Source organism: Paraburkholderia bryophila (assembly GCF_013409255.1).
Classification (GTDB): Bacteria; Pseudomonadota; Gammaproteobacteria; order Burkholderiales; family Burkholderiaceae; genus Paraburkholderia.
Genome location: NZ_JACCAS010000001.1, coordinates 3851122 through 3875626, shown reverse-complemented (window position 1 = coordinate 3875626; position 24505 = coordinate 3851122). Strand labels below are relative to the sequence as shown.

Genomic DNA, 24505 nt, shown 5'->3' with positions numbered 1-24505 from the left:
GCATTACCGGGCCAGAATCAGGCTGACATTGCTGCCGCCGAAAGCAAACGAATTGCTCATCACGTACTGCGAGTCCGCGCCGCGCGACAGAAAACGCTCGTTCTCGACGAGGTCCAACGCCGGTAGTGAAGGATCGGCCTCGCCGTCCCACACATGACGCGGCAACGGCACGTCGTCGCGCGACAGCGTCAGCCACGCGAAGCCGAGTTCCGTGGCGCCGGCCGCGCCGAGCTGATGGCCGGTCAACGGCTTGGTGCCGCTCGCCGCGACGCCGTCGGGGAACACGCGCGCCATCAGGCCGGCTTCCATCTCGTCGTTCTTGCGGGTGGCGGTGGCATGCAGATTCACATAGCCGATCGCCGACGACGCGACGCCCGCATCCGCGAGCGCTTCGCGCAGCGCGAGTTCGCCGCCCACGCCTTGCGGGTCCGGCGCCGAAATGTGATGCGCGTCGCTCGACTCGCCGACGCCCGCGAGCCGCACCGTCGCTTCGTCTCGGCTCATCAGAAACACCGCCGCGCCTTCGCCGACGTTGATCCCGCAACGATTGCGGCTCATCGGATTGGTGCGCACGGCGCTGGTCGATTCAAGCGAGGCGAAACCCTGCACCGTCAACTCGCACAGCGAATCCACACCGCCCACCACCACCGCATCGCACAACTGCAATTGCAGCAGACGACGCGCCGACGCAAACGCCTTCGCGCTCGACGTGCAGGCCGTCGAAATCGTGAACGCCGGCCCACGCAAACTAAGCACGGCGGCGGCGAATGGCGCGGCCGTGCCGATTTCCATCTGCCGGTAATTGAAGTTCGCGGGCAAGCTGCCGGCCTGCGCCTGATAGACGAACGCGGCTTCGGCCGCTTCGATGCCCGACGTGCTGGTGCCGAGCACTACGCCGATCCGGTGCGCGCCGTAACGTTCGCGCGCGAGGTCGACGGCGGAGGCGATCTGCGTCAACGCGGCGAGCAGCAGGCGGTTGTTGCGGCAGTCGTAACGCGCGAGCTCGGCGGGCGGCGCCAGATCGAGCGGCGCGAGCACGCTGCCGACGAACGCCTCGCCGATTCCCGTATGCGCGCTGCCCATGCCGGGCGACTGCGCGGCGGCGAGCGCAGGAGCGATGTGGTCGAGGTCGCCGCCGAGCGCGTTGATCATGCCGAGCGCGTGCAAATAAACTGATGGCGCCTTCATGCGACCCTCCTTGATTCCGATGGCATGCCGATCGGCGCGAGCAGCACCGAGACGAGAATGCCGAGCGCGAGCGTGGCGCCGAAACTTTTCAGCGCGGGCATGGCGCTCATGCCGAGCATGCCGAACGACAACAGCGTTGTGGCCGACGAGAGCAACACGCCGGTCCAGACCGCGCCGAGATCCGCATCCGCGCGCAGACAGCCTTCGCGCAGAAACACGGCATAGTTTGCGCCAACGCCGAGCACCAGCATGAGTGCGAGCCAGTTGAACAGGTTGAGCGGCACGTGCGCATAGCCGAATGCGGCCAGCGTGACGCCCACGGCGAGTAACACCGGCAAGGTCACGGCAACGCCGCCGCGCAGGCGATCGGCCAGGCGGGCTTCTTTCTGGGCATATCTCACCACCAGCAGAATCAGCACCAGCGCAAGCGCGCCGCCGAGCCACCAGCCGCTATCCACGCGATACGCGCCGAACAGCTTCGACACGCTCGCGGCTTTGTCGACGAACACCACGCCCGGCAGACTTTGCGCGGTCGCGATCAACACGGGTTCGTTCTGTGGCGTCACGCCCTGCGGAATCACCACGGCGGCATACGCTTTCGTTGCAGGATCGACTTCGCCGAGCCACAAATGCCGATACGGTTGCGACCAGGGCGCGGCGAGCCATGTGTTCACGGTCAACGGCGCTTGCGGTTTGGCGAACGCGGCGAGCCACGCGTCGGCGACTTCGTCCTTGAAGCCGGCTTGCAGCAGCGTCGCGCGCAACGCGGCCGGGTCATTGAAGACGTGTTGCGCGAGCAACGCATGATCGTCGTTCTGCTGTTTCGCGGACGGCACGAATTGCGCGACCGATTGATAGCTGCCCACCTTGTTCGCGGTCCCGTTCAACGCATCCAGTTTCGTGCCCAGCGCTTCGGCGCGTTGCAACACGAACTCCGGCGTCTCGCCACGCACGACGAAAAACTGCGCGCTGTTGTCCACGCCGATCGCGTCACGCACCTTGTCCTCCTGCGCGACGAGCGACGGATCGCGCTGGATCAGCAGATGGATATCGTCGTCGCTGGTCAAACGCAGCCAGCCGGGAATCGCGACGATCAGCAGCAGCGCCGCGACGAACCACGCGCGCCGGCCGCCGATCGTGCGATGCCAGACCGTCAGCCCACGTGCCGCGCCCGCGAACAGGCGCCGCGGACTGCGCTTCGGCGGACGCGTCAGCAAGGCGGGCAACAGCCAGAGCACGGAGGCGAATGCCGTCGTGATGCCCGCCATCGCGAAGCACGCAATCTGCTTGAGCGCGGGGAACGGCACCCACATGAGGATCGCGTAGCCGAGCAGGCTGGTCGTCAATGCGACCGTGAGCGCGGGACGCACCGCGCGCGCGCCGCGCCGGGCATCCCAATCGCGGCCCGCGCCGAGATAGACCACGAAATACTGGATCGAATAGTCGACGGCCTCGCCGATCAGGCTCGCGCCGAACACCAGCGTCAACAGATGGAGTTTGCCGAACACCAGCATCGTCACGGCGAGCGCGCAGACAATGCCGAGCGCCGTCGACACAAAACCGAGCAGCAGCAGACGCGGCGAACGGAACACCCACATCATCAGAAGCGCGATGCCGCACAGCGACGCGATACCGATCAGATGCACCTCATGTTCGGAAGCGCTTCGCGCCGATTCCGCGTAGAACACCGCGCCGGTTCGCGCGACCGAGACGTCGGGGAAAGATGACTGGAGTTGCTGTTCGCCTCGGGCGAGCGCGGCGAGCACGGCGTGCTGCGTCTTCGTTTCGTACGCCGAGCCCGGCAAGGTCGCGACGATCAGCACGCTGGTCGCGGCGCCGCGATGCGATACCAGCAGGTTGTCTTCGAGTTCGAGATTCGTGGTGGCGAGCGGCAGGTTGCTTAGCCAGTGTTCGAGCCAACCGAAGGGATCGTCGGCGAGTGGCGTCGTCAGGGCGCCGTGCAGCGGGCTGTAGATGCGTTGCGCGAGCGCGTCGTGCAGGGTGGATTGCTGCGAGGCGCCCGTCTCGGAGGCACTCTGCGGTGCGTCGTGCGGCGTCGTGGCGATCGCGTCACTGGCGGCGCCCGACAGCGCCGCACGATCGGCCGGCGTCAGCAGCCCAAAGCGATACGGCATATACAACGCGCCGATCTGCGACAGATCGAACGGCGGCAACTCCGCCGTCACCGAACCAAACGCCCCACTCCGCCGCAGCGACGCGCCCAATTGCCGGGCCGCGGCCTTCGCATGCGCGTCGTCCTTGCTGGTGACGAGGAACACCGTGCGATCGCCGAGCGCGCTCGCCAGCGTATCAACGGCCTGTTCGGCGACCGGGTCGGCCTCGGTGGCCGGCAACAGCGCGAGCAGATTGGTCTGCAACGGCGACGGTCCCGCGAAGCGCCAGCCGCAATACAGCGTCGCGATCAGCGCAAGCAGCAGCCATGCGGCGCGCACGCTCCACGCCTGTTTCGCGGACCGCTGTTGCAGCATGTCCATTACGGCGCTCCGAGCAGGCTGCGTTCAGCCGGCGTGAGTTCGGCGACCGCCGCGCTCTTCGTGAAGTCGAGCTTCGTCACGTCGCCGTTCGCGAGCGTGATGCGCAAGCTTTGCAGATAGTCGCCGCCGCTCATCTCCAGGCCTTTGATCGATTGCGCAATCTGCGGCTGGTTCGGCGTGAGTTGCATGCGCCATTGCGCGGCGCTGCCTTCGGCTTGCACGTCGAATTGCGAGTACAGCGCGGACAGATCGCCGCCGAGCATCGCGCGCATCATCTTCGACACTTGCGCGACGCCGCGTGCGCCTTTTGCGCTGTGAGTCGTCACGCGCTGGCCGGCGGCGTTGAGTTCGGTGACACCGGCATCGGTGATCACGTAGGTGGCTTTGTACGGCGTGTCGATCTGCCAGATCACGCCGCGTTCGCGGAAGAACAGCAGCGAGCCGCTGCTGACGAGCGGCTGCTTCATCGCGGCGAGCGTCTGCGTCTGCGTGAACTGCGCGCGCACGCCCTTGGCCTGCGCGAGATGTGCGGCGATCTGCGAGACCAGCGCGGGATTGCCCGCAGCGGATGACTGCGATGTCTCCGATGTCTGCGACGATTGCGCGGCCACGACGGACAGCGGCCATGCGAGCGCACCCAGCACGCCGCACGCACCGAGTGCGACCCAGCCGCTCACCAGCGCCGCGCGCAAGCTCATTGTCCCCATGCGCGCTCCAGCTTGTCGAACACGACCGGCGGCGACACGAACTGCAGTTCCTGGGTCGCGGCATCGATCGCGACCTGGATCGTATAGCCTTTGGTCAGCCGCGTACCGGACGCGCAATCGACGATTTCATAGCCTATTTTCAGGCGATTTTCGTGTTCGAGCAGTTGCGTGCGCACTTCGATCTGCTGGCCGTAAATGGCCGGCCGCACATACTTGAGATGCACCTCGACGATCGGCCACAGATAGCCGGACGCCTGCATCTCGCGATAGTCGTAATCGAAGGTACGCAGCAGCGCCGCGCGGCCGATCTCGAAGTACTTCAGATAATGGCCGTGCCAGCAGACGTTCATCGCATCGACGTCGTGGAACGGCACTTCGACCATGGCGCTCGCGCTCGGAACTTTGCGGGACTCGCTCATGCGTGCGCCCCTCCGCGATAGTCGTGCAGCAGGTCGCAATCGGCAATGCGCGCAGTCAGCGCACGCAACTCGTGTTCGAGCGCACGGTCTTCGTCGACGAACGGCGACGCCGCCGTCACGCTGTCCATAAAGCCCTGCAGCGGCGCCGGCACCGGCGTCGCGCTGTCGAGCCTCAGGCGCAGGCGCGCGGCCTGCACTGTTGCCAGCGTATGCGCGGCGGCGACCTGCTCGGTCAATTCCAGCACGCGCAAACAGTCGCGCGCGGCGATCGTGCCCATGCTGACCTTGTCCTGGTTGTGCGCCTCGGTGGAGCGTGAGAACACGCTCGCGGGCATCGTGTTCTTCAACGCTTCGGCAGTCCAAGCGGACGACGAAATCTGCACCGCCTTGAAGCCGTGATTGATCGCCGCCCGCGCGGGCGCCGCGCCGGACAGATTGCGCGGCAAGCCATTGTTGAAGTTCACGTCGACCAGCAACGCGAGTTGCCGGTCCATCAGATCGGCGAGATTGGCCACCGCAACTTTCAGCGAGTCCATCGCGAACGCGATATGGCCGCCGTAGAAGTTGCCGCCGTGCAGCACGCGTCCGTTGTCGGGATCGATCAGCGGGTTGTCGTTCGCGCTGTTCAACTCGTTCTCGACGTCGCGACGCACCCAGGTCAGCGCGTCGCGCGCCACGCCGATCACGTGCGGCGCGCAGCGAATCGAATAGCGGTCCTGCAGCCGGTGCCCCGGCGTATCGTCGCGCCCGCTCAGATCGTCGCGAATCCAGGCTGCGGCTTCGGCCTGGCCCGCGTGCGGTTTCACTTCGAACAGCATCGCGTCGAAGTGCGCGGCGCGGCCGTCGAGCGCCACCGTGCAGAGCGCCGTGAGACGCGCGGTGAGACGCGTCAGATGATCGGCGCGCGCAAACGCGAGACAGGCGAGGCCCGTCATCACCGCGGTGCCGTTCATCAGCGCGAGGCCTTCTTTCGGCGCGAGCGTGAGCGGCGCGTGACCGAGTTCGCTCCAGACGTCGCGCACGTCGCGCAGTTGCCCGGCGAACATCACGTCGCGCTCGCCCGCCAACGCGGCGGCCACATACGACAGCGGCGTCAGGTCGCCGCTCGCGCCCACCGAGCCTTCCGACGGAATGCGCGGCAGCACGCGATGATTGACCAGATCGGCGAGCCGTTCGAGCAACACGGGACGCACGCCGGAAAAACCATAAGCGAGCGAGTTCAAACGCGCGGCGATCACCGCGAGGGTTTGCGCGTCGTCGAGATACTGGCCCATGCCGCAGCCGTGATAACGCGTCAGTTGCAGCGGCAGCGCTTCGACCAGTTCCATCGGCACGTCGACCACGCAGGCATCGCCGTAACCGGTGTTGACGCCGTAGACGGTCGCGCCCTCCGCCAGATGACGGCGCAGGAAATCCGCGCCGCGCTGGATACGCGCGCGCCACGCCGGATCGGCGCTCAGCGCGATCGGCGCACGCTGATGTGCAATCGCGACGACCTCTTCGATCGTCAGCTTGCGGCCGCCGACCACGACGGCGTTTGCATCGGCATTGGCGCTTGCGTTCACTTTCGCGTCGGCTACCGACGCATCGATCAGATCATGTTCGGCCATTCGCGCCTCGCTTGGGGCTGGCCCAGAAATCGAAGAAGTTGAACCATTGATAAGGAGCCTTGCGGCAATAGTATTCGAGCCGCGCGGCGTACCGTTGCGCCCATGCCGCGAGATGTTGCGCGCGTTCGCGACGCGGCAGTTCGATGCGCTCGGCGAACGGCTCGAAATAAAGACGGTAACCGTCCTGTTCTTTCAGACAGAAAAACAGATAGACCGGGCAGCCCAGCGCGTGCGCGAGCACATAAGGGCCTTGCGCGAACGGCGCGGCCGAGCCGAGAAATTGCGCTTCGGTCGTGCGGCCCGTTTCGTGCGCCGGCACGCGGTCGCCGACGATCACCAGCAACTCGCCGTTATCCACGCGTTCCTGCATTAGCATCGCGGTCTCGGGACCGAAGTCGCGGACTTCGAGCAGATGGCGCGCGAACTCGCTATTGGCCGACGCCAGCACGCTGTTGAAGCGGCGCGCGTGCTCGGTATAGACCACCGCGGTGACCTTCGCATAGGCGCCCTGCGCGGCGAGCGCGCGGGTCATTTCCAGATTGCCGAGATGCGCGCCGATCACGAGCGCACCCTTGCCGCTCGCGGTCAGGGCCTGGAAGGCGGCGGGGTCTTCGAATTTGACGTCGGCGTTGTTGACGCGGCCGGACCACGCCGCGAGCTTGTCGAAGCCCGATTGCGCGAACGCCAGCATGTGCCGGTACGCGGACAGCCAGCCGGGACGCGGCGTGTCGCCATGCGGCGCGGCTTCGCTGAGATGTCTGAAGTAGTTTCTCGACGCTTCGCGCGCGGCGCGGCCCGTCAGCAGAAAATACGCGACGATCGGATGCAGCCACAGCGCGGTGAAACGGCGGCCGAACAGCTTGCAACTGAGCGCGAGCAAAGACATGCCGAGGTGGCTGCCGCGTTCGGCGATACGCCACCAGTCCTGCTGGGTTTTGTCGTGCTTGTGGCCTGCAGCGCTTTGGTCAGTTCCGGCATCCGCGAGTACCGCACGGCGCGGCATCACCTTGTGCGCGAGCAGCATCGGCAGACGCCACAGCATGCCGAACACGAGCCGCGTATGGCTGCGACTGATACGCACGTTGTCCCACAGCACGTCGAAATGCGACACGCCGTCGGCGGCATACGTGACGCGCGTCGGAATGGAGCGGAACGCCGCGCGCCGCCAGTAGAGGCGCACGAGGATCTCGATGTCGAAGTCCATGCGCGTGGGCAACTGCACACGGTCGATCAACTCGCAGACGAGCGCCAGCGGATACAGACGGAATCCGCACATCGAATCGCGAATGGTCAGCGACAGCGTTTCGATCCACACCCACACGTGCGTCAGATACCGGCCGTAGAGGCGCGCTTTCGGCACGCTCTCGTCGTAGACCGGGCGACCGAGAATCACCGCGCCGGGTTCGGCTTGCGCGGCTTCGATGAAACGCGGCACGTCGGTGGCGTCGTGCTGACCGTCGGCATCGATCTGCAACGCGTGTGTGAAACCGGCGCGACGCGCAGCGCGCAGCCCCGCCATCACCGCCGCGCCTTTGCCGCCGTTGACCGGCAAACGCAACAGCGTCAACTGACCCGCGTACTGCTGCGCGAGCGCGGCGAGCACCTGCTGGGTCGGCTCGTCGCTGCCATCGTCGACGACGAACAGCGGCAAGCCATGCACCGCGAGATGAGCGACGGTCGCGCCGATCGCGTCTTTATGGTTGTAGATCGGAATGACGATGCACGCGGCGAATTTCATCACGCGGGCTCCCGGTAGACGATCACCCCGGACGCGCATTCACGACCGCTCAGTTTGTAGACGAACTGCACGCGCCGACGCTCGGCGTCGTGGGCCAGGGTGAGTTTCAGCACCGCGCCCGGCGCAACCGGCGCCATGAACTTCAAACGGTCGACCGATGCAATCGCGCGCGCGGCCGGTACATGATCGGCGGCGAGGCGGATCGCCCAGTCGACCTGCACGACGCCGGGCAGAATCGGCAGCCCCGGGAAATGGCCGGCGAAATGCACGAGCGTGGGCGGCACGCGCAGGTCGTAGTGCAGCGTGTCGCCGCTGCGCGCTTCGGCGAGCACTTCCATGCCTTCGCTGCGCGGCTCGAACGCGGCGGCGAGCGCCGCGACCGGCAGCTTGCCGCGTGCGTCGAACGGCAGCGTCGCGCGAAACCGCCAGTGTCGCGGCAGCACGACGACATCGAAATAGTCGGCGAGATAACGGCGCAGCGTCTTCGCAAGCGCCACGCGGCCTTCGTCGCGCAACGCCTCGCTGCCCGCTTCGGTCAACGCCACCACCGCGCCGACGCGCTCGCGCGTGGCGCCTTCCAGCGGCACCAGCGCCGCTTGCGCGACATACGGATGCCGCGCGAGACGCGCTTCCAGTTCCGGCAGCGACACGCGCTTGCCGTCCAGCTTCAGCACGCGATCCAGCCGTCCTTGCAGACGGAAACGGCCGTCGGCGTCGAGCGCGATCTGGTCGTCGGTACGATGCCAGCCGCGGTGGTCGAGATGCGGCGAGCGCACGTTCAGCGCGCCGTCTTCGTCGCGACGCACTTCGATACCGGCGACCGGTTGCCAGGCGTCCGTCTGATCCTGACGCCGCCACGCAATGCCGCCGGTCTCCGTGCTGCCGTAGATTTCGAGCGGCGCGGCACCGTAGGCCGCGGCGTATTCCTGCGCGGCGTCCAGCGCGAGCGGACCGCCCGACGAGAAGAACGCGCGCGGCGCCGGCGTCAATGCGGCAAAGCCGGGCAGCGCGGGCCAACGCGACAGTTGCGCGGGCGTCGACACCACGACCGTCGCGCCGCCCTGGTCGATCTGCTGTTGCAGATGCAAGGGTTCCAGGCTGATCGCGCGGTCGAATGCGCGGCCCGCCGCGAGCGGCCACAACACGCGAAACAGCAAACCGTAGATGTGGTGATGCGGCACGCTCGCGAGCATCGTCGCATCGCCGACGAGTGCGCCCCATTGGCGTTCGAGCGTGTGCACTTCGGCGTTGAATTGTGCGAGCGTTTTGCGGATCGGCTTCGGGGTGCCGCTGCTGCCGGAGGTGTAAAGCGTGAGCGGGGCTTGCGGATCGATGGGGTGAGCTGCGTAGGCCGTGGGGGTTGCCTCGGCGTTGGCGTTGGCGTTGGTCGCAGCGTTCACATTCGCCGCAGCATTCGCGCCAGCCTCGGCGCTATCACTCGCCACGAACAGCGGCAAATCCGCATCCGTCAGCACCGCGTCATAAGCATCGGCCAGATCGGCGAGATACCCCGGCGTCGCATTCGCCGGAATCACCGGCTCTTTTCCACACGCGAACAGCGCGAACAACGCGCAGGCAAAATCAAAGGGATCGTCGATACACAGCGCGTAGCGTTGCGCGTCGCGCGTTTGCAGTAGCGCGATCCACCCCGCCACACGCGCGCGAAACGCAGCGCGATCTAGCACCACGCCGCCATCGCGACATACCGGCGTTTTCAACCCGGCCGCATCGCCGGCCACCGACAACACATCGTGCAACGCAATCATGCCGCCTCCGAACGCGCGGCTCGCGGCAGCACCACCAGATAGCGCCACACAATCTCGGCCACCAGCAGCACGCCGATCAGCCCATACGCGATCGCGCCGTTATACAGCGACCAGCTCGCGCGGCTCCAGTACAGCGCCGTATAAGCGGAAAACGCGCCGTTCAGCGCGAAGAAACCGCACCACACCTGAGTCACGCGCCACGTATGACGCACCGCGCGCGGCGGCAGATCAGGATTGCCGAGCCGCGCGAATTTTTCGATCATCGACGGCCCGCGCACGAGCGTCGCGCCGAACGCGATCAACAGCCCCAGATTGACGAGCGACGGATACAGGCGCAACAGCAGTTCGCTATTGGTCAGCACGATCGCCGCCGACGCGCCGCTCAGCAAGCCGACCACGGTCCAATCGATCGACGAAAGCCGCCGCAGCGAAGTCGCGACCGGACCGCTGCCGGCCCAGCGCTGCAACCACAGGATCGCGAACAGCATGCAGCCGACGTAACGCGGCGTGTCCCAGCGCCACGCGCACAGAATCAGCGCGGGATAGGCGAGCTTCAACAGCACCTGTACGACGGTTTTGGCCCAGTTGCGCCCGGCGTCCGACGAAACCGGGACGGTCCCGGCGGTCGTGACGTGAACGTCGGCGCCGGCCTGATCCGCCGCCGCTTGCCTACGCGAGCGCGTGGCGAACATCAGCCTTGTGCCGCCAGCAGCGATTCGACCGCACCGATCACATCGCCGACCGTGCGCACCGACTTGAACTCTTCCGGCTTGATACGGCGGCCGGTCATTTCCTGCAGTTTGATCGCCAGGTCGACAGCGTCGATGCTGTCGAGATCGAGCTCTTCGAACAGATTCGCTTCGGGCGTCACGCGCTCCGGTTCGATCGCGAAGTTCTCTTTGAAAATGGCGCGGATGCGCTCAAGAATCTCAGCCTCGGACACGATTTATTCCCCCTTTCTGGTGGTTTCATTCACAGCGTGCGCCGCTTCGCGCTGGCTCGCGACGAGCGCGGCCAGGGTGCTGATCGAACGGAAATGTTCGCGCGTGCGTTCGTCGTTCGCTGCGATGGTCAGTTGGTATTGTTTGCGCAGCACGATGCCGATTTCGAGTGCATCGATCGAATCGAGACCGATGCCGTCGGTATCGAACAACGGGGCGTCGTCGTCGATATCGGCGGGGCTCAGGTCTTCCAGATCGAGGGCCTCGATCAGAAGCTGTTTAATTTCCAGTTTTAAAGAATCCATAATCGAACAGGTGCTGAGTAATGTGTGCTTCGATGGCGCTCGTCACGCTGCGCGCCGCAAGGGCCGGTGTCGCGTCGTGCGCCGCGAGCTGCTCGACGTCGAGCGGTTCGAGGACGTTCACGCGTATCCGGAATGCGCGCGCCGGCACGTCGTACCAGCGCATCTGCTTGGTGAAAGCGGGGGGATTGCAGTCCATCAGCACCGGCACGATCGGCGCGCCGACCTTCAGGGCCATGTGCGCGAAACCGCGCGAAAACGCATGCAAGCGGTTCGGCGCGGGACTGCGCGTGCCTTCCGGGAAAATAATCATCGTGTAGCCGGCCGCCAGCTGCCGCGCACCGGCCTCGACGAGTTCCGAGGGATCGGCGTTGCTGACGTATTCCGCCGAGCGCACGATGCCCCAGAAACAGGGGTTACTCCAATGCGCGTTTTTCACCACGCAACAGGCGTGCGGCGTGAGCGACAGCAGCACCACCACGTCGAGATAAGTGGGGTGATTCGCGACCACGATCGCCGGGCCGCCCGCGCGCAACGCCTCGACGTTCGACACGTCGAGCTCCATCACGCCGACGCGCTGCAGCACCTCGACCAGCGCGCGGAAAAACCAGTGGATCACGCTCGTCACCGCGAACTGTCGCGACGCGCGGTGCGGCCATAGCCATGCAAGCGGAAACACCAGCACCGAAAACAGGGTGCCGCATACGCCGAACACCACGAAGGCCATGCCTGTCGCGCAGAGGCGCCAGCCGTGATCAAGCCGCGAGGTCATGCCAGCTCCAGTGCCAGGTGGCGTCGGCGTGTTGCCAGGCGCCCGGGTTGCCGGTTTCCAGGCAGTGCAGCAGTGCCTGGCTTTGCGTCGCGAAAGTAGTCTTGGGGGCGGGGTGGATTGCGCCGCCGGTCGGACTGTCTGCGCTGCCTGACGCGTGCGCCGGGTCAGACGCATCAGCCATGCCCGCGCCGTCACTGCCGGACAACCTGCACATCAGTCGCCCTGTCGCTGCGTCGCTATCCAGCAGGATCGCCAGCGCGCCGCCCGGCACTTCGTCTTCGATCGTGCCGTAGGCCGGATCGGCCGGCTCGTCGGCATATACCAGCAGCACCGGCGAGCCGGGTTGCGCCGCGTATTGCGCATGCGCTTCCAGCAGCGCGTAGCCGAGCGTTTCGGCGCCGGCCGAAATCGCGCTGGCCGCGGACCGGTCGCCGCGCGCAATGCCGAACACGCCGGTCATCGCGTTGAGCACCGACAGGCTGAACGCGGTCGGCGACACCGGCTCGCCCGCGCTGATGGCGCGCAAAATGTCGGTGGTCCGACGCAGTTCGCCGTGACGAGACGCGAACACGACCCGTGCCGGCTCCTGCGCGACGCACTCGTGCGCAACCTTCAGCGCGACTCGGGACAGAGTGCTGAGACGACGCCGTACGATCGGCTCGATAAAGCCGATGTCGGGTGCGGCAGATGCGGCAGCAGGCCAGCTAGACCAGCGAGCGACCGGAATGGTCCAGTGCAGATCGGGCATATCGGTGTTCGCGCGTTGATGCGAGGAGAGGCTGAAGCGCCTGACGGAATACGCAGCCGTCGCAGCGTGCGGGCGCCGCGCGGTCCGGCAATCTCCAGCCGGGAGTCAATCCAGATCCAGTTTTCTTATATAGGGTTCAGCGAATTAACGGCACCGCGCCCCATTTATTTAGGCACCGTTGACAATTGATGTGACAAATTGTCCCGAGCCCCCGTACGGTGGCCGAATCATACTGAATATTGTGGATTAAATCAGCCACAAAAGACGTATCCATCTGTATCCGTATCGCCTGCACGACGGATCGTCAAATGCGCGGCAGGCCGCTCCGGCGGCACTTCCCCGCGCCGCGCTTGCGCCCCGCGCCCTGCCCCGCCGGGCTCGGCCGCCGGCGGCGATGCAAGGGACGATATCCTTACGCCCCAATACTTTCATTTAACTTTCTTAATAACTGTTTCATTTGACGAATTCTCTAACTTCAGGCGGCGCCTCGTTTTAATCCGCGCTACGGGCCATGCATGCTGGCGGGCGGTAAAACGAAACGGCCCGACAGGTCATCCCTGCCGGGCCGTTCTGTTTCTTCCGCCTGGATTGCCGGAGCGCGTCCTCACGGGCTGCCCTTCGGCGCACCCGCTTACTACTTACTGCACGACCTTCGGCGCCGAACTCGGCGCCGGCATCGCAGCGGGCGCGGCGCCCGTTGCGGCCATTTCGTTCGATGCCGCGCCGTTCTTGTCGAGCGGAATCTTGACGGTATGCACGATGCCGTTGCCCAGCGGAAAATCCGCCAGCGCGCTACGCGCCAGATACGGCATGGCCCTGACCAGCGACGACTCGGCGCCCGAGTTGCGCGCGGTCACGTTATAGACTTCCTTGCCGGTCGCGCGCTCGGTGATCCGCACGCCGAGCAGATGCGTGAAGATCGGATAGCTCTGGTTCACATACGCGTTCGGAAACGGGCCATACGGACCCCACGGGCCCCACGGATCGAACGGCCGCCCCCAGTAAGGCGCTGGCCACGGGTTGTAGTACACCGGCTGGGAGACCGTCACCATGTCCGAGCGAATCCCGTACGAGAGCCCGACCAGATAGCGCGCCTGCGCGGCGTCCACCTGACGGAACGCATGCGTGGCCAGTTCATTGGCGACCACGCGCTCGTAAGTGCTGAGTTCCAGATTGTTCTGCTGATCCGCCGCCCGCGTGAAGGCATAGGTGCGGGTCGCGTCGTTGCCGCTCCAGTCGGAGAAGGCCGTGACCTGGGTGGTCACGTAAGTCGTGCAGCCGGACAGCAGCGCCGCCAGCGACGCTAGCAGCAGCGCGGCGCGGCGGGTCCATCGATTGATTGTCATGGTCTACCTCGTGAAGCTCTGTGTTGCCCGTTATCGCCCGTCTTGAGCGGATTCGTCGACGCGCGGGCCGTGTTCCGCGTCGGCGCCCGATAATACGCTGACCAGGCGATTCGGTAAAAAGTTCGCGCCGCACGAATGGCCGAGGCTTTGTACAATGGCTCGACAAGCCCGGCTCGCACGCCAGAAGCGAGCTTGCCGACTCGAGTTCCCATCCTACAGAACGCCATGGCCGATACCGCTACGCCCAATGTGATCCGCCGCGCCGATTACGCGCCGCCCGCTTTCCTGATCGACACCGTCGCACTCGAGTTCGATCTCGTCCCCGAACGCACGATCGTGAAGAACACCATGCGGGTGCGCCGCAATCCGGACGCGTCGCACGCCACGCAGCTCGCGTTGATGGGCGAGCAGCTCGAGTTCGTCAGCGCCGAGATCGACGGCAAGCCGTTCGCCAACGTGCATGCGCATGAACACGGCCTGCTGCTCGATCATGTGCCGGACGACTTCGAACTCACGCTCACCAGCGTCTGCAATCCGGCTGAGAACACCACGCTGTCGGGCCTCTATGTGTCGGGCGGCAACTTCTTCACGCAGTGCGAGGCCGAGGGCTTTCGCCGTATCACCTACTTCCTCGACCGCCCCGACGTCATGGCGACCTACACGGTCACGCTGCGCGCCGACAAGGCCGATTATCCGGTGCTGCTGTCGAACGGCAACCTGCTCGAAGAAGGCGATCTGCCGGACGGCCGTCACTTCGCGCGCTGGGAAGATCCGTTCCGCAAGCCCAGCTATCTTTTCGCGCTGGTCGCGGGCAAGTTGGTGGCGGTCGAAGAACGCGTGAAGAGCGGCTCGGGCAAGGAAAAGCTGCTGCAGGTCTGGGTCGAGCCGCACGATCTGGACAAGACCCGTCACGCGATGGATTCGTTGATCAACTCGATCCGCTGGGACGAGGAACGCTTCGGGCTCGAACTCGATCTCGACCGCTTCATGATCGTCGCGGTGAGCGACTTCAACATGGGCGCGATGGAGAACAAAGGCCTCAACATCTTCAACACGAAGTACGTGCTGGCGAACCCCGAAACGGCCACCGACACCGACTTCGCGAACATCGAGGCGGTGGTCGGCCATGAGTACTTCCACAACTGGACCGGCAACCGCGTGACCTGCCGCGACTGGTTCCAGCTAAGCCTGAAGGAAGGCCTGACGGTGTTCCGCGATCAGGAGTTCTCGGCCGACATGGCCGGCGGCGCGACCGACGAAGCCGCGCGCGCCACCAAGCGCATCGAAGACGTACGCGTGCTGCGCCAGATGCAGTTCGCCGAAGACGCGGGTCCGATGGCGCATCCGGTGCGTCCGGAAAGCTACGTCGAGATCAACAACTTCTACACGATGACGGTCTACGAGAAAGGCTCAGAAGTCGTGCGGATGTATCAGACGCTGTTCGGCCGCGACGGTTTCCGCAAGGGCATGGACCTGTACTTCCAGCGTCACGACGGCCAGGCCGTGACCTGCGACGACTTCCGTCACGCGCTCGCCGACGCGAACGGCCGCGATCTGGCGCAGTTCGAACGCTGGTACAGCCAGGCCGGCACGCCGCGCGTGTCGGTGCGCACCCGTTACGACGCCGCCCAGCAGCGCTATAGCGTGACTTTGTCCCAAGGCTACGGTGAAGCGGCCTCGGCCGCGCGCGAGACGCAAAAGGGACCGCTGCTGATCCCGTTCGCGATCGGCCTGATCGGCCGCGAGGGTGCGGACCTGCCGCTGCAACTTGACGGCGAGGCGCAGGCTTCGGATAACACCACGCGCGTGCTGGAATTCACGCAGACCGAGCAGACCTTCACGTTCGTCAACGTGGCGCAAGAACCGCTGCCTTCGCTGCTGCGCAATTTCTCGGCGCCGGTGATCGTCGAATACGACTACTCGGCGGATCAACTGGCGTTCCTGCTCGCGCACGACAACGATCCGTTCAACCGCTGGGAAGCGGGTCAACGCCTCGCAACGCGCGAGCTGCTGACGCTCGCCGCCCGCGCCGCGACCGGCGTACCGCTGCAGCTCGACGACTCGGTCGTCGCCGCGTTTGCTCGTGTGCTGACCGACGAAACGCTCTCGCCGGCGTTCCGCGAACTGGCGTTGATGCTGCCGTCCGAGGCGTATCTGGCCGAGCAGATGCCGGAATCGAATCCGGCCGCCGTGCACGCGGCGCGCCAGTTCGTGCGCAAGCGTCTCGCCAATGCGCTGAAGAGCGACTGGCTCAAGGTGGTCGAGCAACATCGCACGCCGGGTGCGTACGAAGCGACGCCTGAGGCGTCCGGTCATCGCGCGTTGAAGAATCTCGCGCTCTCGTATCTCGCCGAACTGGACGACCCGGCGGAAACCGTCCGTCTCGCGGCCGCGCAATATGACGCCGCCAACAACATGACCGACCGCGCGGCGGCGCTGTCGGCGCTGCTCAGTTCGGCAGCGGCGAACGGCGGCGGCGCCGACGCACAGCGCGCGTTGGACGATTTCTACCGGCGCTTTGAGAAAGAGCCGCTGGTGATCGACAAATGGTTTGCCTTGCAAGCCGTACAGCGCGGCAGCGCGCAGCGTCCGGTGATCGACGTCGTACGCAAGCTGATGGCGCACCCCGCGTTCAACCTGAAGAACCCGAACCGCGCACGCTCGCTGATTTTCAGCTTCTGCGCGGCAAACCCGGCGCAGTTCCATGCCGAAGACGGCTCGGGTTATGCGTTCTGGGCCGAGCAGGTGATCGCGCTCGACGCCATCAATCCGCAGGTGGCCGCCCGCCTCGCCCGCTCGCTCGAATTGTGGCGCCGCTTCACGCCGACGCTGCGCGACGGCATGCGCGCCGCGCTGGAGAAAGTGGCCGCCCAGGTGAAATCGCGCGACGTGCGCGAGATCGTGGAGAAAGCGTTGGCGTGAGGCTCGTCTGAACGCTGTTTTCGCATCGGGAAGCCGGCACGCGTTGCCGGCTTTTTTTCGTTCTGAGTTTGTTCTGAATTTGTCTTGCATGGGACGAGGCGGCCGCGCGCGCGGTGCTCAACGTTAGCCATCTGGCCGACTGTTCGAATGACGCTGAAAGGATGAAAGTAAACGTACTCTTTTAACGGTTTACGTTTAACGCAAGGCGTTATATCATTCGATGATCACGACATTCAACGACAAAGCTACGGCGAGAATCTTTCAGGGCGAGTTTGTGCGATCGCTGCCGCTTCAAATGCAACCACTCGCACGGCGCAAACTGCTCATGATCGACGCCGCCCACTCCATCCACACGCTGCGCGCGCCGCCCGGCAACCGGCTCGAAGCGTCGCAAGGCGAGCGCAGTGGGCAATGGAGCATTCGTATCAACGCGCAGTGGCGTATCTGTTTTGGCTTTGTCGGCGAGCACGCGCTGAATGTCGAGATTGTCGACTATCACTGATTATTGGGAGACCAGCATGGTCATCAAACGCTCCGATCTGGACCGCATCGATTTCTCGGATATCGATACCGGCGAGAGCATGCCGGAAATCCATCCGGGCGAGATTCTGCGCGGCGAGTTCCTCGAACCGCTCGGCATGTCCGTCAATGCGCTCGCGCTTGCGTTGCGGGTGCCGGCGCCGCGCATCAACGACGTCGTCCGCGGCAAGCGCGCAATCTCGGCCGACACCGCGTTGCGCCTCGAACGCTACTTCGGCGCGAGCGCGCAATTCTGGCTCAATCTGCAAATCGCTTACGACCTGCGCGTCGCCGCTGCGGCCGCCGGCGAGCAGATTGAACGCGAAATCGAGCCCATGCCCAAGGCGGACCGGCCGAAAATGCCGAAAATCACCGCCGAACACGCCCGCGCAGCGGCGCTGGCCACCAGCTTGCGCAGCAGCGTCGAAGACGGCCGGGCACAGCGCGCAGCCTGACTCCCGGCACGCCGCGCGCGGCGCGTTGCGGCATCGACCGGAGCGGTCCTCGTCAAAAGCACGGAGCGGACACAACGAACGGTTAAAATCCAGATATTCCTCAAGCCTTCCCGGAGTACAGCAATGGCTTTGCAACGTCGTACCACTCTCACGAAGTACCTGATCGAGCAGCAGCGCGAGACCAACAACCTGCCGGCCGACCTGCGCCTTTTGATCGAAGTCGTCGCGCGCGCGTGCAAGGCGATCAGTTACCACGTCAGCAAAGGCGCGCTGGGCGATGCGCTCGGCACCGCGGGCAGCGAAAACGTGCAGGGCGAAGTGCAGAAGAAGCTCGACATTCTGTCGAACGAGATTCTGCTCGAGGCGAACGAATGGGGTGGCAACCTGGCCGGCATGGCGTCCGAGGAAATGGAGCAGTTCTTCCCGATTCCGGCCAACTATCCGAAGGGCGAATACCTGCTGGTGTTCGATCCGCTCGACGGCTCGTCGAATATCGACGTCAACGTGTCGATCGGCACGATCTTTTCGGTGCTGCGCTGCCCGGACGGCCAGCAGCCCACCGAACAATCGTTCCTGCAACCGGGCACGCAGCAGGTCGCCGCGGGCTATGCGGTCTACGGCCCGCAAACCGTGCTGGTGCTGACCACTGGCAACGGCGTGAACTGCTTCACGCTCGACCGCGAACTCGGTTCGTGGGTCCTCACGCAAAGCGATATGCGCATTCCGGTGGAAACCCGTGAATTCGCGATCAACGCGTCGAACGAACGCCACTGGTATGCGCCGGTCGAGCAGTACATCGGCGAATTGAAAGACGGTAAGGACGGTTCACGCCAGAGCGACTTCAACATGCGCTGGATCGCATCGATGGTGGCAGACGTGCACCGTATCCTGAATCGCGGCGGCATCTTCATGTATCCGGCCGACAAACGCACGCCGGACAAGCCGGGCAAGCTGCGCCTGATGTACGAAGCGAACCCGATGGCGTTCATCGTCGAACAGGCCGGCGGCGCTGCGACAAATGGCGAAAAGCGCATTCTGGACATCCAGCCGAAGAGCCTGCACGAGCGCGTGGCGGTGTTCCTCGGGTCGAAGAACGAGGTCGACCGGGTTACCCGCTACCATCTCGAAGCAAAAAAATGAGCGTGAGGGGCTTGCCAAGCTCGTAAAGAAGTCCCTATAATCTCGTTTCTCCTGATGCCGGAATAGCTCAGACGGTAGAGCAGCGCATTCGTAATGCGAAGGTCGGGGGTTCGATTCCTCTTTCCGGCACCAACAAGATTCAAGCAAAAAGCCCAGTCCTCGTGACTGGGCTTTTTGCTTTTCGGCGCTTGTTTCAGCACGCGTTTCAGCACTCGCTCAAGCGCCATCGATTAATGGACGATCCCGTCCATTGCCCGCCGAAGCATCGGACGGGAACGCCCATTCATCCACCGTTTTTTTCGTCGCGCCGTTGATCCATGGGTCTTCGGCCGCCTGGCACGCGTCTCGCTCTAGCTGGTCCGGCGCCCTTTCACTAAACCCATAAGGGCGATCCACGCAGTGTTGCTTGCTGGCAGCCGCTGATCCTCGCCATGTCGATGGACCCGCAGCACGCGCCGGCCGCCGGTATTCCGACTGGTGTCCATGCGCAAACGTCCCGGGCCACACCGCTTTCCAGACCAACTTAAGGATCAATTCCCATGACCACCGTCGGCGAACTTCACACAAAAAACCTCGAAGCTATGGTCCCGGCTGCCAGTTCGACCTGGACGTCTCTAGGCGGCGCGTTTCGCGGCATCGCGGCGCCCGTCTACTACGGCGGAAGCCTCTACGCCTTCACGCGAAATACGGACAACACGTTGGGCATGTGTACGGTGACGTCGCCGACGAGCGGTAGCTGGATGCAACTCGGCGGCCAACTGACGAACAGCCCGGCGTCGGCGATTTCACCGAACGGAACGCTCGGCGTGCTCGGACTCATGCAAGGCAACGTGGTCGAAATCAACTACGTCAATCCGTTCCAGGGCACGCAAACCGGCTTCAGCAATTTCGCTGGCGGCACGCCGTCGGGCGTCAGTTGGTCTGGCGCGCCGGTGATGACCGTCAACAGCAACAACCGGCTCGAGGCATTCATGCTCGACGGCAACGGCAACATGTGGCACACCTATCAGACGAGCGTGGGAACCAACCCGACCTGGAGCAACTGGTCGGTACTCGGCAGCACCTTCCTCGTCGGCGCCTCGTTCCAGGTGTTCCTGAACACGAATACCGGCGCGCTGCAGGCGGTCGCCATCGGCACGAATAACCAGATCTATCAGATGACCCAATATCAGGGCGGTGGCCGCGACGGCTGGAGTGCACCGGCCCTGGTCGGTACGCTCCCGAGCGTCGCGCCGCAATTCACGCTCGGCACGGCGGCCGCGTTCAATCCCGGCACGTCGTATTCGGTGTTCTCCGGCTTCAACAGCCAATCCGGTGTATCGGCGAACCCGTTGATGTATTCGAGCGGTTCGTATTCCAACGGCACCTGGGTGAACCTCACACTGGCCGACTCGCCGATCACCACCTCGGCACCGCTGATGCTCAGCAACTCCGGCACGCCGCAATTGATTTACCAGTCGCAGACCAATCCGGGGCAAGTCGTGCTGCTATCGCAGAACACGGCGTCGACGAGCTTCTGGAAAGGCCAGCAGCAAGTGGGCACGGCAAGCGGCGACTTGAGCGGGCAAATGTCCGGCGTCATCAATGCCGGCAACGTGGCGTTGTTCCAGTGCGGTCAGAGTAAGGGCCAGCTTTACTTCATCAACTATCTGCCGTCCTGATTGGCGAATTTCGCTTTCGCCTGCTGGCGAACATCTCCGGCGTGCCGATAGGCGCCGGGGATGACGACGACGGTGAGCGGCATCGCCGCTTGCCGTCTTTTTTTAGCGCTTGCGTGGCGAAAGCGGATCGAAAGCACTGCACTGCGCTGCGCGGCCGACGATGCGAGTCGCGGCATCGACCTCCAGGACCGATCGCTTCAAGACGCCGGACCGTCGCGCGCAGCTCGCTATCTGTAGGACGCGGTCGTGACGAGATTGCGAGCCAGCATCGACTGCTCGACACTGACCGGTTCGCTTCGCTGCGTCCCGTACGCAACCACCGCTTCGGGCGGCGCCGACGTGAACCACAAAATCCGGCCCGCGCACTCGATGCCGACCTGACGTCCCTTCCAGTACACAGCGTTTTCCATGGCGGACTCCTTGTGAGGTAAAGCAGCCATCTTCCGCGCTCGCGCAACCGCGTCCGTTCGCGACCGCACGCGAAAGCGCTATCCATTCGACTCATTCGATCCATGATAGGCGGCGCGCCCGCGCATGCTGCGGGATGTCATCCGGTGACGCGACTCTGGCGCAAAAACACGACCACGCCGCCGCCCGGAACAGCAGCGTGGATTTCTGCTTTCCGGCGGGTATCGGCTACGCTGTCAGTCGTCGCGACGCCGGCAACGGTGCCGCGCCGCGATGACTCAAACAGAATCCCCCCTTCGCCGGGCACGGTCCGTGCGGCCACTCCCGCGTTCAACGCCCGCAGTCGGGCCGCCGCACCAACCCGCTATTCATCCCCATGGACGCCATCCGCAAACCGCCTCGCTCGACAGCAACATCCTCCGATACTCCCGCGCCCACCGGCTTCGTCCGGGTGCGCGGCGCACGCGAACACAACCTGAAGAACATCGACGTCGACATTCCGCGCGATGCGCTCGTCGTGTTCACCGGCGTATCGGGCTCGGGCAAATCGTCGCTCGCCTTCGGCACGTTGTACGCCGAGGCGCAGCGGCGCTACTTCGAATCGGTCGCCCCGTATGCGCGGCGGCTGATCGACCAGGTCGGCGTGCCCGAAGTGGACGCGATCGAAGGGCTGCCGCCCGCGGTCGCGTTGCAGCAACAGCGCGGCACGCCGAGCGCGCGTTCGTCGGTGGGCAGCGTGACCACCTTGTCGAGCCTCGTGCGCATGCTGTACTCGCGCACCGGCGACTATCCGCCGAAGCAGCCCATGCTGTTCGCCGAGGACTTCTCGCCGAACACGGTGCAAGGCGCCTGCCCAACCTGCCACGGACTCGGCCGCGTGTACGAGGTCACCGAGAAGTCCATGGTGCCGGACGACTCGCTGACCATCCGCGAGCGGGCGATCGCTGCGTGGCCGCCGGCATGGCACGGACAGAATCTGCGCGACATTCTGGTAACGCTCGGCTACGACGTCGACACGCCATGGCGCGATCTACCGAAGCGGGACCGCGACTGGATTCTGTTCACCGACGAGCAACCGACGGCGCCCGTCTACGCCGGCCTCACGCCGAAGGAAACCCGCGCCGCGCTCAAACGCAAGGACGAGCCGAGCTATCAGGGCACGTTCACGGGCGCGCGTCGCTACGTGCTGCACACCTTCGCGAACACCCAAAGCGCGCTGATGAAAAAGCGCGTGTCGCAGTACATGATCGGCAGCGTGTGTCCGGCTTGCCATGGCAAACGGCTGAAGAAGGAAGCGCTGTCGGTGAAGTTCGCCGGGCTCGATATCGGCGAGTTTTCGCAGTTGCCGCTGGCGGGGCTGGCGGCGATGCTTCAGCCGATCGCTCGCGGCGAATGGCCGGAGTCGGGCGCTGCGGCGAACATGGGAAAACGCAAAGGCGCCGTACTCAGCGAGAACGCGATGCGCGACGCCATCGCCAAAAGAGTCGCCGCCGGTGGCTCGGCGCACAAAGCGTCCCGCGACGTGCGGCGCACGCCGAACCTGTCCGAAGAAAAACGCGTCGCCGCGCAGCGCATTGCCGCCGAACTACTGGAGCGGCTGACCACGCTGATCGATCTGGGACTCGGTTACCTCGCGCTGGAACGCAGCACGCCGACGCTGTCGTCCGGTGAGCTGCAGCGCTTGCGGCTGGCGACGCAGTTGTCGTCGCAACTATTCGGCGTGGTGTATGTGCTCGACGAACCCTCGGCCGGCCTGCATCCCGCCGACGGCGAAGCGCTTTTCACCGCGCTGCAATCGCTGAAGGCGGCGGGCAATTCGCTGTTCGTCGTCGAACATGATCTGCAGACGATGCGGCGCGCCGATTGGCTGGTCGACGTCGGCCCCGCGGCCGGTGAAGCCGGCGGCCATGTGGTCTATAGCGGACCGCCCGCCGGGCTCGCGAAGATCGAGGCCTCGCAGACGCGCCGGCATCTGTTCGCGCCGCCCTCGCCCGTCGATCGCACGCCGCGCGAGACCGCGGGCTGGCTGAAGCTCGCCGGTATCACGCGCAACAATCTGCACGGCTTGAACGTCGCGTTTCCGCTCGGCTGCCTGACGGCCGTCACGGGCGTATCGGGTTCCGGCAAATCGAGCCTGGTGAGTCAGGCGCTGCCCGAACTCGTCGCGAGCCACCTCGGGCGAATCATCGAAAGCGCGGATGACGACGAACGCGACCCCTTGCTCGCCGATGCCACGCTGCCGACCGGCGGCCATATCGCCGACGGCATGGACGCGTTGCGGCGGCTCGTGCGCGTCGATCAGAAGCCGATCGGCCGCACGCCCCGCTCGAACCTCGCCACTTACACGGGTCTGTTCGACCACGTGCGCAAGCTGTTCGCCGACACGCCGTTAGCGCGCAAACGCCGCTACAACGCGGGCCGCTTCTCGTTCAACGTCGCCCAGGGCCGTTGCCCGACCTGCGAAGGCGAAGGCTTCGTCAGCGTCGAATTGCTGTTTCTGCCGAGCGTCTACGCGCCCTGCTCGACCTGCCATGGCACGCGCTACAACCCGCAGACGCTGGAAGTCACCTGGCGCGACAAAAACATCGCCGAGGTGCTCGACCTGACCGTCGACGCCGCCTGCACCTTCTTCGCCGAGGAACCCGGCGTGATGCGCGCGTTGAGCGTGCTGCGCGACATCGGACTCGGCTATTTGCGGCTCGGACAACCCGCCACCGAGCTATCCGGCGGCGAGGCCCAGCGCATCAAACTCGCCACCGAACTGCAACGCACACAGCGCGGCGACACGCTGTACATCCTCGACGAACCGACCACCGGCCTGCATCCCGCCGACGTCGACCGGCTGATGGTGCAGTTGCAGGGACTCGTCGACGCCGGCAACACCGTCGTGGTCGTTGAACACGATATGCGGGTGGCCGCGCAAAGCGATTGGGTGATCGACGTCGGGCCCGGCGCGGGCGACGCCGGCGGCACGATCGTCGCGAGCGGCACGCCGTCTGAAGTCGCGCGCGCGAAGGATAGCCGCACGGCTGTTTATCTGCGGCCACTGCTGGAAGTGTGAAGCTTCTTTAATTTTTGCAAAAAAAACTTAAAACCGCCGGTTAGGCGTCAACGAAATCGGAGAATCAATCGTTTACGAAAAGATTAGGCGGCTGAATGAGCAGACCAACGGACCGGTAATTAACGAACGTTCGGCCTCTTAACGGGAAACTCCTGTCGATGCGGCAGTGCACAAAAATCACTGCGGTTTGTTCATATCAACTGCGTTGAACGCGTGACGCACGAAGCATGAGAAGCACTGCGGCGAAATGCCCGTGCGACAAGGCTGACAGGGAAACGGTGAGGAGTATCGGACTGGTTTGAACGGG

General features: G+C 64.9%; 21 protein-coding genes and 1 tRNA gene. 7 read left to right on the top strand and 15 right to left on the bottom strand.

The features are described 5' to 3' along the window. Positions 1-3: 3 nt before the first annotated feature. The 13 genes from GGD40_RS17380 to GGD40_RS17320 all read right to left on the bottom strand — a co-directional run bounded on the left by GGD40_RS17380 (position 4) and on the right by GGD40_RS17320 (position 14032). Complete coding sequence (locus GGD40_RS17380; RefSeq protein WP_179744362.1) at positions 4-1188, bottom strand: beta-ketoacyl-[acyl-carrier-protein] synthase family protein; 1185 nt, start codon at positions 1186-1188, stop codon at positions 4-6. After that, positions 1185-3683, bottom strand: a complete 2499-nt coding sequence (locus tag GGD40_RS17375; RefSeq protein WP_179744361.1) for an MMPL family transporter — start codon at positions 3681-3683, stop codon at positions 1185-1187. The genes GGD40_RS17380 and GGD40_RS17375 overlap by 4 nt, the downstream gene beginning before the upstream one ends. Further along, positions 3683-4390 (bottom strand): outer membrane lipoprotein carrier protein LolA, encoded by a 708-nt coding sequence (locus tag GGD40_RS17370; RefSeq protein ID WP_179744360.1) that lies wholly within the window; start codon positions 4388-4390, stop codon positions 3683-3685. Before GGD40_RS17370 ends, GGD40_RS17375 begins: the two co-directional genes overlap by 1 nt. Continuing rightward, positions 4378-4809: an acyl-CoA thioesterase gene (locus tag GGD40_RS17365; protein ID WP_179744359.1), complete on the bottom strand. Its 432-nt coding sequence runs from the start codon at positions 4807-4809 to the stop codon at positions 4378-4380. The genes GGD40_RS17370 and GGD40_RS17365 overlap by 13 nt, the downstream gene beginning before the upstream one ends. Then, the gene (locus GGD40_RS17360) at positions 4806-6419 is read right to left on the bottom strand and encodes an HAL/PAL/TAL family ammonia-lyase (protein ID WP_179744358.1); all 1614 of its coding nucleotides are present in this window, start codon (positions 6417-6419) and stop codon (positions 4806-4808) included. Before GGD40_RS17360 ends, GGD40_RS17365 begins: the two co-directional genes overlap by 4 nt. Next, the gene (locus GGD40_RS17355; protein WP_179744357.1) at positions 6406-8157 is read right to left on the bottom strand and encodes a glycosyltransferase family 2 protein; all 1752 of its coding nucleotides are present in this window, start codon (positions 8155-8157) and stop codon (positions 6406-6408) included. The genes GGD40_RS17360 and GGD40_RS17355 overlap by 14 nt, the downstream gene beginning before the upstream one ends. Continuing rightward, entirely contained in the window at positions 8157-9923 is a 1767-nt protein-coding gene (locus tag GGD40_RS17350) for an AMP-binding protein (protein ID WP_179744356.1), read from the bottom strand. The genes GGD40_RS17355 and GGD40_RS17350 overlap by 1 nt, the downstream gene beginning before the upstream one ends. Continuing rightward, entirely contained in the window at positions 9920-10615 is a 696-nt protein-coding gene (locus tag GGD40_RS17345; RefSeq protein ID WP_179744355.1) for a hypothetical protein, read from the bottom strand. The genes GGD40_RS17350 and GGD40_RS17345 overlap by 4 nt, the downstream gene beginning before the upstream one ends. Beyond that, entirely contained in the window at positions 10615-10866 is a 252-nt protein-coding gene (locus tag GGD40_RS17340; protein WP_035547711.1) for an acyl carrier protein, read from the bottom strand. Before GGD40_RS17340 ends, GGD40_RS17345 begins: the two co-directional genes overlap by 1 nt. Before the next feature lie 3 nt (positions 10867-10869). Then, positions 10870-11169 (bottom strand): phosphopantetheine-binding protein, encoded by a 300-nt coding sequence (locus tag GGD40_RS17335; protein WP_035547715.1) that lies wholly within the window; start codon positions 11167-11169, stop codon positions 10870-10872. Then, complete coding sequence (locus GGD40_RS17330) at positions 11144-11938, bottom strand: lysophospholipid acyltransferase family protein (protein WP_179744354.1); 795 nt, start codon at positions 11936-11938, stop codon at positions 11144-11146. The genes GGD40_RS17335 and GGD40_RS17330 overlap by 26 nt, the downstream gene beginning before the upstream one ends. Beyond that, entirely contained in the window at positions 11922-12686 is a 765-nt protein-coding gene (locus GGD40_RS17325; RefSeq protein ID WP_179744353.1) for a beta-ketoacyl synthase chain length factor, read from the bottom strand. The genes GGD40_RS17330 and GGD40_RS17325 overlap by 17 nt, the downstream gene beginning before the upstream one ends. Before the next feature lie 638 nt (positions 12687-13324). After that, positions 13325-14032: a DUF4136 domain-containing protein gene (locus tag GGD40_RS17320; RefSeq protein ID WP_179744352.1), complete on the bottom strand. Its 708-nt coding sequence runs from the start codon at positions 14030-14032 to the stop codon at positions 13325-13327. A gap of 225 nt (positions 14033-14257) precedes the next feature. Between GGD40_RS17320 and pepN the strand changes: the two genes are divergently transcribed. From pepN to GGD40_RS17290, 6 genes are all read left to right on the top strand, one after another. Then, positions 14258-16954: an aminopeptidase N gene (pepN, locus tag GGD40_RS17315; protein WP_179744351.1), complete on the top strand. Its 2697-nt coding sequence runs from the start codon at positions 14258-14260 to the stop codon at positions 16952-16954. 220 nt (positions 16955-17174) lie between these two features. Beyond that, the gene (locus GGD40_RS17310) at positions 17175-17456 is read left to right on the top strand and encodes a type II toxin-antitoxin system RelE/ParE family toxin (protein WP_179744350.1); all 282 of its coding nucleotides are present in this window, start codon (positions 17175-17177) and stop codon (positions 17454-17456) included. A 16-nt stretch (positions 17457-17472) separates the two neighbouring features. After that, positions 17473-17928, top strand: coding sequence for a HigA family addiction module antitoxin (locus GGD40_RS17305; RefSeq protein WP_105507994.1), 456 nt, complete (start codon positions 17473-17475; stop codon positions 17926-17928). A 123-nt stretch (positions 17929-18051) separates the two neighbouring features. After that, on the top strand, positions 18052-19068 hold the full coding sequence (locus tag GGD40_RS17300) for a class 1 fructose-bisphosphatase (protein ID WP_179703354.1): 1017 nt from the start codon (positions 18052-18054) through the stop codon (positions 19066-19068). A gap of 56 nt (positions 19069-19124) precedes the next feature. Further along, positions 19125-19200: transfer RNA gene (locus GGD40_RS17295), tRNA-Thr, on the top strand. A 407-nt stretch (positions 19201-19607) separates the two neighbouring features. Beyond that, positions 19608-20729: a hypothetical protein gene (locus tag GGD40_RS17290; RefSeq protein ID WP_179744349.1), complete on the top strand. Its 1122-nt coding sequence runs from the start codon at positions 19608-19610 to the stop codon at positions 20727-20729. Here GGD40_RS17290 and GGD40_RS17285 read toward each other — a convergent pair. Beyond that, positions 20714-20905, bottom strand: coding sequence for a hypothetical protein (locus tag GGD40_RS17285; RefSeq protein ID WP_179744348.1), 192 nt, complete (start codon positions 20903-20905; stop codon positions 20714-20716). The two genes, GGD40_RS17290 and GGD40_RS17285, sit on opposite strands and share 16 nt — an antisense overlap. A gap of 51 nt (positions 20906-20956) precedes the next feature. Further along, positions 20957-21139 carry a hypothetical protein gene (locus tag GGD40_RS17280; RefSeq protein ID WP_179703352.1) on the bottom strand — a complete coding sequence of 61 codons (183 nt, stop codon included), beginning with the start codon at positions 21137-21139 and terminating at the stop codon, positions 20957-20959. A 374-nt stretch (positions 21140-21513) separates the two neighbouring features. Between GGD40_RS17280 and GGD40_RS17275 the strand changes: the two genes are divergently transcribed. After that, entirely contained in the window at positions 21514-24198 is a 2685-nt protein-coding gene (locus GGD40_RS17275; protein WP_179744347.1) for an excinuclease ABC subunit UvrA, read from the top strand. The last annotated feature ends 307 nt before the right edge of the window (positions 24199-24505 follow it).